Origin of the sequence: Streptomyces sp. NPDC005761, from assembly GCF_040630635.1 — a bacterium.
Lineage (GTDB): Bacteria > Actinomycetota > Actinomycetes > Streptomycetales > Streptomycetaceae > Streptomyces.
On record NZ_JBEXXX010000031.1, the window covers coordinates 30,907 to 46,153 of the forward strand.

Genomic DNA, 15,247 nt, shown 5'->3' on the forward strand with positions numbered 1-15,247 from the left:
GTACGGCCTGTCCGGCGCCGCCGTGGGTCAGCGGGGGCGCCGAGCGGCCGTGCGGGGGTGGAGAGGGGCAGCATCGCCGCTGACGGCGGGCCGGGGAAGTCCCCGGACGGGACGGACGGAGCCGGGAAGTCCCCGGGCGGGGCGAGGCCCGGGACCGGCTCCGTCGCGGCCCCGGGCCGGTCAGTACGACTTGGGGAGTCCGAGGGACTGGTGGGAGACGTAGTTCAGGATCATTTCGCGGCTGACCGGCGCTATCCGGGCGACCCTGGACGCGGTGATCAGCGACCCGAGGCCGTACTCGCGGGTGAGGCCGTTGCCGCCGAGGGTGTGCACGGCCTGGTCGACGGCTCTGACGCAGGCCTCTCCGGCCGCGTACTTCGCCATGTTGGCGGCCTCTCCGGCGCCGATGTCGTCGCCGTCGTCGTAGAGCCGGGCGGCCTTCTGCATCATCAGGCGGGCCAGTTCGAGTTCGATGTGGGCCTGGGCGAGGGGGTGCGCGATGGCCTGGTGGGCACCGATGGGCTCCTTCCACACCTGGCGGGTCTTCGCGTACTCGACGGCGCGGCCCAGCGCGTAGCGCCCCATGCCGATACCGAAGGCCGCGGTCATGATGCGCTCCGGGTTGAGCCCCGCGAAGAGCTGGAGCAGCCCGGCGTCCTCCTCGCCGACGAGCGCGTCGGCGGGCAGGCGCACGTCGTCGAGGACGAGTTCGAACTGCTTCTCCGGGGCCTGGAGTTCCATCTCGATGTGTGAGCGCCGGAAGCCGGGCGACTCGCGCGGGACGATGAACAGGCACGGCTTGAGCTTGCCGGTCCTGGCGTCCTCGGTGCGGCCGACGATGAGGGTGGCGTCGGCGATGTCGACGCCGGAGACGAAGACCTTGCGCCCGGTGAGCACCCAGGCCTCGCCGTCACGGCGGGCGGTGGTGGTGATGCGGTGGGAGTTGGATCCGGCGTCGGGTTCGGTGATGCCGAAGGCCATGGTGAGGCTGCCGTCGGCGAGGCCGGGGAGCCACTGCCGCTTCTGGTCGTCGGTACCGAAGCGGGCTATCACGGTGCCGCAGATGGCCGGCGAGACCACCATCATCAGGAGCGGCGAGCCGGCTGCCCCCAACTCTTCGAGGACGATGGAGAGTTCGGCCATCCCGCTCCCACCGCCGCCGTACTCCTCGGGAAGGTTCACGCCGAGGTAGCCGAGCTTGCCCGCCTCGGCCCACAGTTCCCGCGGGTGTTCGCCCTCGCGGGCGAGCGTGGTGGTGTACTGCCTGCCGTACCGCTTCCCGAGGGCGGCGACGGCGGCGCGCAGCGCCTGGTGCTCTTCGGTTTCGAGGACGGTGCTCATGCGTTCTCCCCAGAGGCTGTCGATGCGAGGGCTGTGGGTGCGGGTGCGGGTGCCGCTGCCGCTGCGGTGTTCGCGGCTTCCGTGACGACGGCGAGCAGGGCGCCGACCTCCACCTGGAGGCCGGGTGCGGCGTGCAGGGCGGTGAGGGTGCCGGAGGCGGGGGCGAGGATCCGGTGTTCCATCTTCATCGCCTCCAGCCAGATCAGCGGCTGTCCGGCCTCGACGGCCGCCCCGGCAGCGAGCCCGTCGGCGAGGCGGACCACGGTGCCGGGCATCGGAGCGAGCAGGGAGCCGGGTTCGGTGCGTTCGGCGGGGTCCGTGAAGCGGGGCACGGAGGTGAAGGCGTACGAGCCGGTGGCGGAGTCCACATGGACCCGGCCGCCCCCGGTGGTCACGGTGAAGTGCCGGGTGACGCCGTCCGTTTCGAGGGTGACGCGGTCGGGGCGGGCGTCGACGAGCCGGATGCCCTCGGCGGGGCGGAGGCCTTCGCGGGTGGTGCGGTAGGTGACGTCGTGCTCGCGGCCGTCGGGTTCGCTCCGGTAGCGCCGGAGCCGGGGCTGCGAGGGGACGTTGCGCCAGGCTCCGAAGCGGGCGACGCCGCCGGCGGTGGTGCGGCGGGCGGCCTCCGCGAGGGCGGCGGCGGTGGCGGCGAGCAGGGAGCCGGCCCCGTCGGCCTCGGCGGTGAGCGCCTCCAGGTGCCGGTCGTAGAAGCCGGTGTCGAGGCGGGCTGCGACGAAGTCCGGGTGGCGCAGGGAGCGTACGAGGAGCTCGCGGTTGGTGACGGGGCCGTGGATGCGGGCGCGTTCCAGGGCGCGGGCGAGAAGGCGTACGGCTTCGGTACGGGTGGGGGCGTGGGCGATGACCTTGGCGAGCATCGGGTCGTAGTGCACGCCGATGGTGTCGCCGCCGGTGTATCCGGTGTCCAGGCGCAGCCCCGGCTCGTCCGGCACATCGAGCGTGAGCAGTGCTCCGGTCTGCGGCTGCCAGTCTCGGGCGGGGTCCTCGGCGTAGAGCCGGGCCTCGACTGCGTGCCCGGTGGGCTGCGGGGGCATGGCGGAGGGCAGGGGTTCCCCCTCCGCGGCCCGTATCTGGAGTGCGACGAGGTCGAGCCCGAACACCGCTTCGGTGACGGGGTGTTCGACCTGGAGGCGGGTGTTCATCTCCAGGAAGTAGGGACGACCGTCGGCGGTGACCAGGAACTCGACGGTGCCGGCGCCCCGGTAGCCGACGGCCCGTGCGGCGGCCGTGGCCGCATCGTGCAGCCGTTCGCGCAGCGCGTCGTCGAGGCCGGGCGCGGGGGCCTCCTCGACGACCTTCTGGTGGCGCCGCTGGAGCGAGCAGTCGCGGGTGCCGAGGGCCCAGACGCCGTCGTGCTCGTCGGCCATGATCTGCACCTCGACATGCCGGCCGCGCTCCACGTACGGCTCGGCGAAGACCTCGCCGTCGCCGAACGCGGACAGCGCTTCGGCCGCTGCGGCTGTCAACTCCCCGGGCAGATCGCCCAGTTCCCGTACGATCCGCATGCCGCGCCCGCCGCCGCCCGATGCGGCCTTGAGCAGCAGCGGCAGGTCCTCGGCGCGAGCGGCGGCCGGATCGACGGGTGCGAGCAGGGGTACTCCGGCGGCGGCCATCAGCTCCTTGGCGCGGGTCTTCGACGCCATCAGCTCGATGGCCTTGACCGGCGGACCGACCCAGACCAGGCCCGCGTCCTGCACGGCGGCGGCGAATCCGGCGTTCTCCGAGAGGAAGCCGTAGCCGGGGTGGACGGCGTCGGCACCCGCCGCGAGTGCGGCGGCGACGACGAGGCCGCCGCGCAGATACGTGTCGGAGGGCGCGGCCCCCGGCAGGCGTACGGCGGTGTCGGCCTCCCGTACGTGCAGCGCCCCGGCGTCCGCGTCGGAGTACACCGCGACCGTCGCGATTCCGAGCGCGCGGCAGGTGCGGAAGATCCGGCAGGCGATCTCGCCCCGGTTGGCGACGAGCAGCGTGGTGATCATGTGACCTCTCACATCCGGAAGACGCCGAAGCCGCCGCGGGCGCCCTCGACCGGTGCGGTGTGGATGGCGGACAGGCACATCCCGAGGACGGTCCTGGTGTCGCGTGGGTCGATGACCCCGTCGTCGTACAGCCGCCCGGACAGGAACATCGGCAGGGACTCGGCCTCGATCTGCTGCTCGACCATGGCGCGCAGCCCGGCGTCCGCCTCGTCGTCGTACGGCCGTCCCTTCGCTGCCGCGGAGGCGCGGGCGACGATGGACAGCACTCCGGCCAGCTGCTGGGGTCCCATGACGGCCGACTTGCTGCTGGGCCAGGCGAACAGGAAGCGCGGGTCGTAGGCCCTGCCGCACATGCCGTAGTGCCCGGCGCCGTACGAGGCGCCCATCAGGACGGACAGGTGCGGGACCTTGGAGTTCGACACCGCGTTGATCATCATCGCGCCGTGCTTGATGATGCCGCCCTGCTCGTACTCCTTGCCGACCATGTAGCCGGTGGTGTTGTGGAGGAAGAGCAGCGGGATGTCGCGCTGGTTGGCGAGCTGGATGAACTGGGCGGCCTTCTGCGACTCCTCGCTGAACAGCACGCCCTGCGCGTTGGCGAGGATGCCGACGGGGTAGCCGTGCAGCCGCGCCCATCCGGTGACCAGGCTGGTCCCGTAGAGCGGTTTGAACGCGTCGAAGTCCGAGCCGTCGACCAGCCGGGCGATGACCTCGCGCGGATCGAAGGGCACCTTCAGATCGCCGGGCACGATGCCGATCAGCTCGTCCCCGTCGTACGCGGGCGGTGCGGCGGGCCCGGGGTCGGGGTGCGCCTTGCGCCAGTTGAGGCGGGCGACGATGCGGCGGGCCTGGCGCAGGGCGTCGTGCTCGTCGACGGCGAAGTGGTCGGCGAGCCCCGAGGTGCGGGCGTGCATCTCGGCGCCGCCGAGCGATTCGTCGTCGCTCTCCTCACCGGTGGCCATCTTGACCAGGGGCGGGCCCCCGAGGAAGACCTTGGACTGCTCCTTGATCATGACGGTGTGGTCGGACATGCCGGGGACGTACGCGCCGCCGGCGGTGGAGTTGCCGAAGACGACGGCCACGGTCGGGATTCCGGCGGCGGACAGCCGCGTGAGGTCGCGGAAGAGCGCCCCGCCGGGGATGAAGATCTCCTTCTGCGACGGCAGATCGGCTCCCCCGGACTCGACCAGGCTGATGCAGGGCAGCCGGTTGGCGAAGGCGATCTCGTTGGCCCGCAGGGCCTTTTTCAGGGTCCAGGGGTTGGAGGCGCCGCCGCGTACGGTCGGATCGTTGGCGGTGATCAGGCACTCGACGCCCTCCACCACCCCGATCCCGGTGACGAGCGAGGCTCCGACCGCGTAGTCGCTGCCCCAGGCGGCGAGCGGCGAAAGCTCCAGGAACGGGCTGTCCTCGTCGACCAGGAGCTCGATCCGCTCCCGGGCGAGCAGCTTGCCGCGCGAGCGGTGCCGCTCGACGTACTTCTCGCCGCCGCCTCCGAGCGCCCCGGTGTGGGCGGCGTCCAGCTCGGTGAGCCTGTCGAGCATGGCGGAGCGGTTCGCGGCGTATTCGGGGCCCGCGGTGTCGAGCCCGGTGGGCAGGACGGTCATGCGTGTACCTCCGGTGCGTCGGCACGGTCCAGCAAGGACACGGGTATCTCCAGCCGGCGCGAGCGCAGCCACTCGCCGACGGCCTTGGCCTGCGGGTCGAAGCGGTGCTGGGAGGCGACGCCTTCGCCGAGGAGGCCGTGGACGGTGAAGTTCAGGGCACGCAGGTTCGGCAGTACATGCCGTACGACGGGAAGGCCGGCGGTCTCCGGGAGGAGTTCCCGCAGCCGTGCGACGGTCAGCTCGTGGGCCAGCCACCGCCACGCCTCGTCGCTGCGGACCCACACCCCGACGTTCGCGTCGCCGCCCTTGTCGCCGCTGCGGGCACCCGCGACAAGTCCGAGGGGCGCACTCCGGGTGGGTCCCGCGTCCAACGGCGTGGGCAGCGCGGGCTCCTCGACCTCCTCCAGGACCCGCGTCCGGGCGGCCGGTTCCTGCGCCTCGCGACCCCCGTCGGGGAGCACGGCCACATGGCCGACGTCTCCCGCCGGGACGAACCGGGCCTCGAACACCCCGTAGGGCGCGCCCTTCCCGGGCGGGGCGGTGACGTGGAAACCCGGGTAACTGCCGAGCGCCAGCTCGATCGCGGCGCCGGACAGAGCGCGCCCCACGGCCTCCGGCTCCTGATCGCGCACGACGAGCCGCAGCAGGGCGCTCGCCGTCTCCTCGGTCGCGGCATCGGCGCGGTCGGTACGGACGAGCTCCCACCGCACCTCGTCGGGCTGCCGCCCGGTCCGGGCGAAGGCGTCCGCGATCTGGTCCCGGACGAGCTGCGCCTTGGCCTCGATGTCGAGCCCGGTGAGCACGAGGACGACCTCGTTGCGCCAGCCGCCGAGGCGGGTGAGTCCGGCCTTGAGCGTGGGCGGCGGGGCCTCGCCGCGCACCCCGGAGATCCGGACCCGGTCGGGGCCGTCGGGCGACAGCCGTACGGAGTCGAGCCGGGCGGTGACGTCGGGGCCCGCGTACCGGGGGCCGGCGGTCTCGTACAGCAGTTGGGCGGTGACCGTCCCGACGTCGACGACCCCGCCCGTACCGTCGTGCTTGGTGATGACACAGGAGCCGTCGGCGTGGATCTCGGCCACGGGGAAGCCGGGCCGGCGGATGTCGTGGCCGCGGAAGAAGGAGTAGTTCCCGCCGGTGGCCTGGGTGCCGCACTCCAGTACGTGTCCGGCGACGACGGCTCCGGCGAGCGCGTCGTGGTCCTCGGGCCCCCAGCCGAAGTGGGCGGCGGCGGGTCCGGTGACGAGGGCTGCGTCGGTGACCCTGCCGGTGACGACGACGTCGGCGCCGGCCCGCAGGCAGGCGGCGATGCCCGACCCGCCGAGGTAGGCGTTGGCGGTGAGGAAGCCGTCGGGCACGGGGAGGCTGTCGCCCTCCACGTGGGCGACCCGCACCGGCACGCCCACCTTGTCGGCCAACGCCCTTACCGCGTCGGCCAGTCCGGCGGGGTTGAGCCCGCCCGCGTTGGTGACGATCTTCACCCCGCGCTCGTGGGCGAGCCCTAGCCCTTCCTCCAACTGGCGCAGGAAGGTGGTGGCATAGCCGCGGCCGGGGTCCTTGAGCCGGCTGCGGCCGAGGATGAGCATGGTCAGCTCGGCGAGGTAGTCGCCGGTGAGTACGTCGAGGGGGCCGCCCGTGAGCATCTCGCGCACGGCGTCGAAGCGGTCGCCGTAGAAGCCGGAGGCGTTGCCGACCCGCAGGGGCGGGGTCATCGGTCCGACTTCGGGGCGCGCCCGGCCCCGGCGGGCCCGGCGAAGGCCTGCGCGATGTCCAGCCAGGCGTCGGCGTCGGCCCCCTCGGCCCGGACGGCGAGGTCGTCGCGGTGGGCGCGCTGGGTGACGAGCAGGCAGAAGTCGTACAGGGGCCCGGTGACGCGCTGGGCGCCGCCCTCGGGTCCGTAGGTGATCAGCTCGCCCCCCGGGCCGTCCAGTTCCACCCGGAACTCCTCCCCCGGCGCCTGGAGCCCCCGCACGAGGAAGGCGTAGTCGCGGGCCCGGACCCCGATCCGCGCGACGTGACGCAGCCGCGCGGTGGGGGTGCGGGTGACCCCGACGGCGTCGGCGATGTCCTGCCCGTGGGCCCAGGTCTCCATGAGCCGCCCGGTCGCCATGGAGGCCACGCTCATCGGCGGCCCGTACCAGGGGAACCGCGTCCCGGGGGGTGCCGCCCGCAGGGCCTCCTGGAGCCGCTGCCGGCCGGTGCGCCAGCGGACGAGCAGGGCGTCCGGGGCGTACGCCGCGACGACCTCGTCGGCGGCCCGGTCGACGAAGCCCTCGGGGTCCTTCATCGCCCTGGCGACCTCGTCGTCGAACTGCTCCGGCTCCGTGACGGCGATCAGCGCGACCTCGTCCGTCCAGCTGAGATGGGCCACCTGGTGGGCGACGGTCCACCCTTCGGCGGGGGTCTCCCCCGCCCATTGCGAGGCGGTCAACCCGGCTACGAGCAGGTCGAGTTCTGCACTCTCGCCGCCCAGGTCGTCGAGCACGGCTGCGGCATCGGACACGGTGCGCTCCCCTCGGGGCGTGGCGGTGTGTCCCGGAGCCTGCCAGCGGGGCGTAAAACAATCAAGCATGCTTGCATGATTTTTCTCCCGCCCTCGGCCGCCATGGCCACGACCGCCCTGCGGGCACACCCTCCTGGCGCGAGTACGCCCAGGTCTCCGGTCCGGACCCGCGGCTCCGGAGCGATCCGGAGGACCGCCCTAGGCTTCCGCCGTGGACACCGACAGCACAGCTCGCATACGGATCAGGCCGGGCGGCCCGGCCGACGCGCCCGTCATCCTGGACATGCTCGACGCCGCAGTGGTGTGGATGAACCGTCGCGGCAACACCGGGCAATGGGGCACGACGCCGTATTCGCAGAAGCCCGGCGGGGCGGCACGGGTGCGGCAGTACATGACCGAGCAGACCCCCTACGTGGCGGAGCTGGACGGCACACCCGTCGGAGCCGTCGTGCTGGACGCCGGCCCCAGCCCGCGGATGCCCGTCGCGGCGGCCGATGAGCCCGAGCGGTACGTACGGCTGCTGGTGTCCGACCGCCGGCACGCGGGTCTGGGCATCGGGGCGGCACTGCTGGCCCACACCGTCGAGGAGACCCGGCGGGCAGGTGTGGGACTGCTGCGGGTCGACTGCTGGGCGGGCGGCGGGGGCGAACTGGTCGCCTTCTACGAGCGCAACGGATTCACCCCCACCACCCCCTTCCTGGCCGGGGAGTGGCCGGGGCAGGTTCTGGCCCGGCGGGTCGGCTGACGGCCCCGCGTCACGTCTCCGGGAGCGGTGACGTCCCCGCATCACCGTCCGGGAGCACTACTCCCCCTTGGACGCCGCCTCGGCCATCTTCGCCGTCGTGCTGGACCCGTCCAGGGCCTCGCGGATGATGTCGGCGTGGCCGCTGTGGTGGGCGATCTCGCGGAAGATGTGCCACAGGACGCGGCGGACCGTCCAGCGGACGGGCTCCGGGGGCGACCACGGGTACGCCGGCAGGGTGACCTCGCGGTCGAGGTCGGCCTCCTCGCGCACCGTACGGTCGAACGCGGCCGCGGCGGCGTGGAAGGCCTCCAGCAGTTCGGGCAGGTTCTCGACGTCGGTCATCCGGTTGCCGTCGGGGTCGAGGTCCGCCCAGTCGACCTCGGCCGGGGCGGTGCCCTCGATCACGTCCAGCCAGCTGCGCTGCACGAGCCCGAGGTGCTTCAGGAGACCGCCGAGGGTCAGCTCGCTGACGGTCGTGCGGGCACGTGCCTGGGAGTCGTCGAGATGCCCGACGGTGTAGAGAAAATTGGTGCGCTGGTCGGTCACGAGCGCGAGCAGATCGTCGCGTTCCGGCATGTTTGCCTCCAGGTCGGATATCGCGCCCACCCTAAGGGCTGTCCCGCACACACAGCCGGAACGAGATCATCCGCCCGCGCCTCGCGTCACCGCTTGCCGGCACCCCGTACCTGACTGCGCACCGCGCCCATGCTCGCGCCGATGACCAGCGCGATGGCCAGGGCGTCCGTCGTGGACAGTGCCTGGTCCAGGATGAGGAAGCCGGCCGTGGCCGCGATGGCGGGTTCCAGGCTCATCAGGATCGCGAAGGTCGGCGCGGGCAGCCGGCGCAGGGCCATGAGTTCGAGGGTGTACGGGAGGACCGAGCTCAGCAGCGCGACGGCGGCGCCGAGGCCGAGCGTGGACGGGACGAGGAGCTTCGATCCCGACTCCATGATGCCGAGCGGCAGCGAGAGCACGGCCGCCACCACCATCGCCAGGGCCAGCCCGTCGGCCTGCGGGAAACGGCGGCCGGTGCGGGCACTGAAGATGATGTACGCCGCCCACATGGCACCGGCGGCGAGCGCGTACGCGGCACCCACCGGATCGAGCCGGTCGAAGCCCCCGCCGCTCAGCAGCAGCACTCCGCCGAGCGCGAGGCCGGCCCAGACCACGTTGACGAGGCGGCGCGAGGCGAACACCGACAGGGCGAGCGGCCCCAGCACCTCCAGGGTCACGGCGGCGCCGAGCGGGATGCGGTCGGCAGCCTGGTAGAAGAGCGTGTTCATGGCACCCATGGCGAGACCGAAGGCCACCACCGTGCCCCAGTCGGCGCGCGAGTGGCCGCGCAGCTTCGGGCGGCAGACGACGAGCAGGACGAGGGCCGCCGCGGCGAGCCGCAGGGTGACGACTCCGAGCGCTCCGGCCTTCGGCATCAGCAGCACCGCGACCGCCGAGCCGAACTGGACGGAGAGCCCGCCCGCGACCACCAGCGCGACCGGGGCGAGCGCGGCCCTGCGCCCCGCGGCGCGAGCAGCGGCGCCCTGCTCACCGAGCGCGGTGACCGCCTCGGGGACGGTGATGGCCGCGGCCGGTTCCGCGGCGGTGCCCTGGTCGTTCACCTGTGGCCTGTCCTTCGGGGTTCGCGCGTACGGGTCATGGGGCGGCAGTGCAACACACTGCACTACGGGATTGAACATACTGCACTCAACTCCGCCCGTGCATCTCTCCACCGTAAGGACCTGCGCGCGGCGCGTGAAATGCCTGATGGGCTCCCGTTATGCTCCACACGCATGAGCACGGGACAGAGCGCGGGCGGGACCGGCGGGAACACTGGCCGCGCCATCGAGATCCGCCACCTGCGGGCCTTCCTCGCCGTCGCGGACGAGTCCAGCATCACCCGGGCGGCCGCCCGTCTCGGGCTCACCCAGCCCGCCGTCTCCCGCACCCTGGCCGCCCTGGAGCGCCACCTCGGCCTCCGGCTCGTCGACCGCTCCACCCACCACCTCGGCCTCACCCCCGAGGGCGTCGCCTTCCGCGACCGGGCGGCCGCGGCGGTCGCCGCCTTCGACGCGGCGACCGATGCCGAGGGGATGCGCAGATGGCCGCTGCGGCTGGGACACGCCTGGTCCGCGTTCGGGCGGTACACCACCCCGCTGCTGCGCGGCTGGCAGGAGCGCCATCCGCAGACCCCGCTGGAACTCCGCCGGATCGACGACCGCACCGCCGGACTGACCCGCGGCGAGGTCGACGCCGCACTGCTGCGCGGCCCCGTCGAAGCGCCGGGGCTCGTCACCGAGGTGCTGTACGAGGAGCAGCGGGTGGCCGCCGTGGCGGCGGACGGCCCCCTCGCGGCCCGCACCACGCTCCGGCTGGCCGATCTGGCCACCGGCACCGTCGTCCTGAACACCGTCTCCGGCACCACCACCCCCGAACTGTGGCCGCCGTCCGCCCGCCCCTCCGCCACGCTGACCGTGGCCAACACCGACGACTGGCTGGCCGCCATCGCGGCGGGGCGGGGCACCGGGGTCTCGGCCGCGTCGACCGCCGGCATGCACCCGCACGCCGGGGTCGCCTACCGCCCGCTCGTGGACGCCCCGGCCCTGCCGGTGGTGCTCGCCCGCCGTGACGCACCCGGCCATCCGGCCCTCGCCGAGCTCGCCGCGCTGGCGCGCGAGATCGTGGCACGGGACGCCGGTGCGTGAGGGAATTCCCGTGCGTGGGCGTGCGGTTGCAGCCCGGTGAGAGAGGCGTGCGCGGCACGCCCACCGAAGGGGGACACCATGTCGGACCACAGCTCCGGGAACATCACCGTGCACGGCACCGTCGCCGCAGGTTACGAGAGGGTCCGGGACGAGTTCTCCGCCGTACTGACCGAGGAGCACAACGAACCGGGCGCACAGCTCGCCGTGTACCGGGACGGCCGGCTCGTCGTCGACCTCTGGGCGGGGGACGGGATCGACGGCGACTCCCTGCCCGCGGTCTTCTCGTCCACCAAGGGCGCCGCCCACCTCGTCGTCGCCCTGCTCGTGCAGGACGGCACGCTCGACCTGGAGCGCACGGTCGCCTCGTACTGGCCGGAATTCGCCGCCGAGGGCAAGGGGGCGCTGACCCTGCGGGAGCTCTTGGGCCACCGCTCCGGCGTGATCGGCATCGAGGGCGGATTCCCCGACGCGGACCTGGCGGACGACCGGGTGATCGCCGCCCGGCTGGCGGCGCAGGCCCCCTTCTGGGAGCCCGGCAAGGAGTACGGGTACCACGCGCTGGTGATCGGCGCGCTCACCGGCGAGGTGGTGCGCAGGGCCACGGGGCGTACGATCCAGGAGCTGTTCGAGGAGCGCGTCCGTGCCCCGTACGGCCTGGACCTCCATCTGGGGCAGCCCGCCGGGCTCGAACCCCGTTACGTTCCCGTCCGGCCCATGAACCCCACACCGGAGCAGGCGGCGGAGATCGCCGCACGCCCGTCCGACCCGGAGAGCCTGCAGGCGGTGGCCTTCAACGTGCGGACGGACCTGGTCGAGTGGATCAACACGCCGTCCGTACGGGCGCTCGGCCCGGCCTCCGTGGGCGGCGTCGGCTCGGCCCGCGCACTGGCCGGGATGTACGCGGCCACGCTCTCGGAATTCGCCGGCCGCCCCGCCCTCCTCGCGCCGGAGACGCGTGCCGAGTTCGCGCGCCCCGGCCTCACCGGCATCGACCGGGTGACCGAGGAGACGGACCACTTCGGGCTCGGCTTCGAGCGCCCGCAGATGGTCTACCCGTCCCTCGGCGACGGCGCGTTCGGCCACTGCGGCGCGGTGGGCTCGCAGGCGTTCGCGGACCCGGCGAGCGGGATCGCGTACGGCTACACGCGCCGGCGCTTCGCGTACCCGGGCGGGGCCGCGCCCGAGAACGCGCGTCTGGTGGCGGCAGTGGTGGAGGCCGCGCAATCAAGCCCCTCGACCGGCTCGGACCCCGCCGCCGCCTGAGGAAAGCGGAAGTTGGGCCCCCTCCGCCGGCTGGGGGCGGGCGGTTCAGCCCCCTCCGCCGGCTGAGGTAGGGGCGCCCGGGGGCGGCGCCCCCGCCTCCAGCCCCTCCGCCAGCACTTCCACGAGGTGTCTCGCCCGCACGTCCCCCACCTGGGACAGCTGCGTCCGGCAGGAGAAGCCGTCCGCCAGGATCTCCGCCCCCGGGCCCGCCTTCCGTACGGCCGGCAGCAGTTGCTCCTCCGCGCAGGCCACCGACACCTCCCAGTGGCCGCGCTCGAAGCCGAAGTTGCCCGCCAGGCCGCAACACCCGCCCGCCAGTTCGCCGCTCAGCCCGGCCCGTTCACGCATCCTGCGATCCGCGGCATCGCCCAGGACCGCGTGCTGGTGACAGTGCGTCTGGCCGGTGACCGCGCGGTCCAGGTACGGGGGCTCCCAGCCGGGGGCGTACTCCTCCAGGTACTCGGCCAACGTACGCACCGAGGCGGCGAGTTCGGCGGCGCGGGGGTCATCGGTCAGGAGCTCCGGGAGGTCCGTGCGCAGCGTGGCCGCACAGCTCGGCTCCAGGACGACCAAGGGGACGCCCAGCATGCCGCCCAGCCGGTCCAGCGTGCGGCGCATCACCGTGCGGGCCCGGTCCAGCTGGCCGGTCGAGACGTAGGTGAGGCCGCAGCACAGACCGCTGCCGGGCGTCAGGGCCGTCCGTCCCGCCGCCTCCAGCACGCGGACCGCCGCCCGGCCCACCTCGGGCGAGAGGTGCTCGGTGAAGGTGTCGGGCCAGACGAGGGCCACCTGGTCGCGGGAGAAGAGACGCGTCCCCTTGCCCTGGCGGCGCAGGAGCCAGCGCGTGAACGTCTCCCGGGCCAGGACCGGGAGCGCGCGCTCCGGCGCGATGCCGGCCACCCGCTTGGCCAGGGCCGCGAGCGGACGCACCCGGGCCAGGGCGTTCAGCGCGCCCGCGAAGGGGGACGCGAGGCGCAGCCACCGCGGCAGCCACCCCATCGCGTAGTGCGCCGCCGGGCGCAGCCGGCCGCGGTAGTGGTGGTGCAGGAACTCCGCCTTGTACGTGGCCATGTCGACGCCCACCGGGCAGTCGCTGCGGCAGCCCTTGCAGGACAGGCACAGGTCCAGCGCGTCCCGTACCTCCGTCGAACGCCAGCCGTCGGTGATCACTCCGCCCGCGGTCCCGGCCAGCATCTCGTGGAGCAGCCGGGCCCGGCCGCGGGTGGAGTGGGCCTCCTCGCCCGTCGCGCGGAACGAGGGGCACATCACGGACGGGCCCGAGGTCTGCTCCGTACGGCACTTGGCGACCCCGACGCACCTGCGCACGGCCGCGGAGAAGTCGCCGCCGTCGTGCGGGTAGCCGAACGCGACGTCGACCGGTTTCTTCGGGAGCACGGCGAAGCGGAGGTTCTCGTCGAGGCGGGCCGGGCGGGTCAGCATGCCCGGGTTCATGCCGCCGTCGGGGTCCCAGAGGTCCTTGAACCGGGCGAAGAGAGCGACGAGTTCGTCTCCGTACATCCGGGGCAGCAGTTCGGCGCGGGCCTGTCCGTCGCCGTGTTCGCCGGACAGGGAGCCGCCGTGGGCGACGACGAGCGAGGCGAGGTCCTCGGAGAAGCGGCGGAAGCGGGCCACGCCCGCGCCGCTCAGCAGGTCGAAGTCGATGCGGACGTGGATGCAGCCGTCGCCGAAGTGGCCGTACGGGGTGCCGCGCAGACCGTGCTCGGCGAGCAGGGCCCGGAAGTCGCGGAGGTAGGCGCCGAGCCGGGCGGGCGGCACGGCACAGTCCTCCCAGCCGGGCCAGGCCTCACTTCCGCCCTCAGGGACTCCTTCCTGCGGGGACCCCCAGATCCGCGTCGCTGTCCCGGCCGCGTCCTCGCGGATCCGCCACAGGGCCCGCTGCCCGGCCGGGTCGGTGACAACGACGCCGTCCACCGCGTCCGCGGACGCGGCCCGCACGATGCGTTCGGCGTGCGCGCGGGCCTCGGCCGGGGTGGCGCCGCCGGTCTCGGCGAAGAGCCAGGCCGCGCCGCGGGGCAGCCCGGCCGGTTCGCGTACGAGGTCGGCGGCCATGCCTTCCACGGTCAGCGGGCGGAAGGGCAGGAGGCCCGGGGCGGCCTCGGCGGCCGCGGACTCGTCGGCGTAGCCGAGGACGGCGAGTGCGCGGGCGGCGGGTGATTCGACCAGCCGCAGCGTCGCCTCCGTCACCACGCCGAGCGTGCCCTCGCTGCCGCAGAAGGCGCGGGCGGGGTCGGGCCCGTTCTCGGGCAGCAGGGCGTCCAGCGCGTATCCGCTGATGCGGCGCGGGAGTTCGGGAAATCCGGTGCGCAGGAGGGCGAGGTGGGAGGCGACCAGGTCGTGGAGCCCCGCGGGACCTTCGGCGCCCCGCTCCAGGCGCAGGGTGTCACCGCCGTAGCGGGCGACGGTCAGGGCGTGGACGTTGTCGGCCGTGGTGCCCCAGGCGACGGAGTGCGAGCCGCAGGAGTTGTTGCCGATCATGCCGCCGATGGTGCAGCGGCTGTGGGTGGAGGGGTCCGGTCCGAAGGTCAGCCCGTGCGGGGCGGCGGCCGCCCGCAGGTCGTCCAGGACGACGCCGGGCTGGACCAGGGCGGTGCGGGAGCCGGCGTCCAGTTCCACGACGGTCCGCAGGTGGCGGGTGAGATCGAGGACGACGCCGGTGCCGGTGGCCTGCCCGGCGATGGATGTGCCCCCGCCGCGCGGAACGACGGGCACGCCGTGCGCCCGGCAGACGGCGAGCGCGGCGGCGATGTCGTCGGCGTCGCGCGGGGCGACGACTCCGAGCGGCACCCGGCGGTAGTTGGAGGCGTCCATCGTCGTCAGGGCCCGGGCCGTGGCGTCGAACGCGACCTCGCCCCGTACGGATGCGCGCAGGTCACGGGCGAGTGCGGTGCGAGTGCCCTCGTGGGGAGCGTTGCCGGATGCCATCCGGCCAGGATGCCGTCGGCCCGGCCGGCGCGTGCGGCGACCCCGCGCGTTTCCGCCGATTACGTCAATACGTCGGAATATGCCGGGTCCGCACATACAAATGGAACAGAGAACACCACAAGTTCTTCCCAAACAGATCGTCAATTCTCATA

At 73.6% G+C, this 15,247-nt stretch carries 11 protein-coding genes; 3 read left to right on the forward strand and 8 right to left on the reverse strand.

Features of this window, described 5'->3' with window-relative positions:
• Positions 1–180 precede the first annotated feature (180 nt).
• From ABZ434_RS25260 to ABZ434_RS25280, 5 genes are read right to left on the reverse strand one after another with little or no spacing between them, the layout of a single operon-like run.
• The gene (locus ABZ434_RS25260; protein ID WP_359141104.1) at positions 181–1,341 is read right to left on the reverse strand and encodes an acyl-CoA dehydrogenase family protein; all 1,161 of its coding nucleotides are present in this window, start codon (positions 1,339–1,341) and stop codon (positions 181–183) included.
• Positions 1,338–3,338 (reverse strand): biotin carboxylase N-terminal domain-containing protein, encoded by a 2,001-nt coding sequence (locus tag ABZ434_RS25265; RefSeq protein WP_359141107.1) that lies wholly within the window; start codon positions 3,336–3,338, stop codon positions 1,338–1,340. The genes ABZ434_RS25260 and ABZ434_RS25265 overlap by 4 nt, the downstream gene beginning before the upstream one ends.
• Positions 3,339–3,346: 8 nt before the next feature.
• On the reverse strand, positions 3,347–4,945 hold the full coding sequence (locus tag ABZ434_RS25270) for a carboxyl transferase domain-containing protein (RefSeq protein ID WP_359141110.1): 1,599 nt from the start codon (positions 4,943–4,945) through the stop codon (positions 3,347–3,349).
• Positions 4,942–6,654: an acyclic terpene utilization AtuA family protein gene (locus ABZ434_RS25275; RefSeq protein WP_359141113.1), complete on the reverse strand. Its 1,713-nt coding sequence runs from the start codon at positions 6,652–6,654 to the stop codon at positions 4,942–4,944. Before ABZ434_RS25275 ends, ABZ434_RS25270 begins: the two co-directional genes overlap by 4 nt.
• Positions 6,651–7,445: a TIGR03084 family metal-binding protein gene (locus ABZ434_RS25280; protein WP_359141115.1), complete on the reverse strand. Its 795-nt coding sequence runs from the start codon at positions 7,443–7,445 to the stop codon at positions 6,651–6,653. Before ABZ434_RS25280 ends, ABZ434_RS25275 begins: the two co-directional genes overlap by 4 nt.
• Positions 7,446–7,728: 283 nt before the next feature.
• Between ABZ434_RS25280 and ABZ434_RS25285 the strand changes: the two genes are divergently transcribed.
• A complete protein-coding gene (locus tag ABZ434_RS25285; RefSeq protein WP_359141262.1) occupies positions 7,729–8,190 on the forward strand; it encodes a GNAT family N-acetyltransferase in 462 nt (153 codons plus the stop codon).
• A 57-nt stretch (positions 8,191–8,247) separates the two neighbouring features.
• Here the strand turns inward: ABZ434_RS25285 and ABZ434_RS25290 are convergent, their stop codons facing one another.
• The gene (locus ABZ434_RS25290) at positions 8,248–8,766 is read right to left on the reverse strand and encodes a DinB family protein (RefSeq protein ID WP_359141117.1); all 519 of its coding nucleotides are present in this window, start codon (positions 8,764–8,766) and stop codon (positions 8,248–8,250) included.
• Between the two features lie 86 nt (positions 8,767–8,852).
• Positions 8,853–9,806 (reverse strand): EamA family transporter, encoded by a 954-nt coding sequence (locus ABZ434_RS25295; protein WP_359141121.1) that lies wholly within the window; start codon positions 9,804–9,806, stop codon positions 8,853–8,855.
• A 171-nt stretch (positions 9,807–9,977) separates the two neighbouring features.
• On the opposite strand from ABZ434_RS25295, the gene ABZ434_RS25300 reads away from it, so the two are divergent.
• Positions 9,978–10,889 carry a LysR family transcriptional regulator gene (locus ABZ434_RS25300; protein WP_359141124.1) on the forward strand — a complete coding sequence of 304 codons (912 nt, stop codon included), beginning with the start codon at positions 9,978–9,980 and terminating at the stop codon, positions 10,887–10,889.
• Between the two features lie 78 nt (positions 10,890–10,967).
• Complete coding sequence (locus ABZ434_RS25305) at positions 10,968–12,152, forward strand: serine hydrolase domain-containing protein (RefSeq protein WP_359141127.1); 1,185 nt, start codon at positions 10,968–10,970, stop codon at positions 12,150–12,152.
• A gap of 45 nt (positions 12,153–12,197) precedes the next feature.
• Here the strand turns inward: ABZ434_RS25305 and ABZ434_RS25310 are convergent, their stop codons facing one another.
• Positions 12,198–15,095: an FAD-binding and (Fe-S)-binding domain-containing protein gene (locus ABZ434_RS25310; protein ID WP_359141130.1), complete on the reverse strand. Its 2,898-nt coding sequence runs from the start codon at positions 15,093–15,095 to the stop codon at positions 12,198–12,200.
• Positions 15,096–15,247: the final 152 nt, after the last annotated feature.

Bases quoted from the DNA above. Each gene is read 5' to 3' on its own strand.
- ABZ434_RS25285 (WP_359141262.1), top strand. From the start codon at position 7,729: ATGCTCGACGCCGCAGTGGTGTGGATGAACCGTCGCGGCAACACCGGG.
- ABZ434_RS25310 (WP_359141130.1), bottom strand. From the start codon at position 15,095: ATGGCATCCGGCAACGCTCCCCACGAGGGCACTCGCACCGCACTCGCC.
- ABZ434_RS25265 (WP_359141107.1), bottom strand. From the start codon at position 3,338: ATGATCACCACGCTGCTCGTCGCCAACCGGGGCGAGATCGCCTGCCGG.
- ABZ434_RS25270 (WP_359141110.1), bottom strand. From the start codon at position 4,945: ATGACCGTCCTGCCCACCGGGCTCGACACCGCGGGCCCCGAATACGCC.
- ABZ434_RS25260 (WP_359141104.1), bottom strand. From the start codon at position 1,341: ATGAGCACCGTCCTCGAAACCGAAGAGCACCAGGCGCTGCGCGCCGCC.
- ABZ434_RS25305 (WP_359141127.1), top strand. From the start codon at position 10,968: ATGTCGGACCACAGCTCCGGGAACATCACCGTGCACGGCACCGTCGCC.
- ABZ434_RS25300 (WP_359141124.1), top strand. From the start codon at position 9,978: ATGAGCACGGGACAGAGCGCGGGCGGGACCGGCGGGAACACTGGCCGC.
- ABZ434_RS25290 (WP_359141117.1), bottom strand. From the start codon at position 8,766: ATGCCGGAACGCGACGATCTGCTCGCGCTCGTGACCGACCAGCGCACC.
- ABZ434_RS25275 (WP_359141113.1), bottom strand. From the start codon at position 6,654: ATGACCCCGCCCCTGCGGGTCGGCAACGCCTCCGGCTTCTACGGCGAC.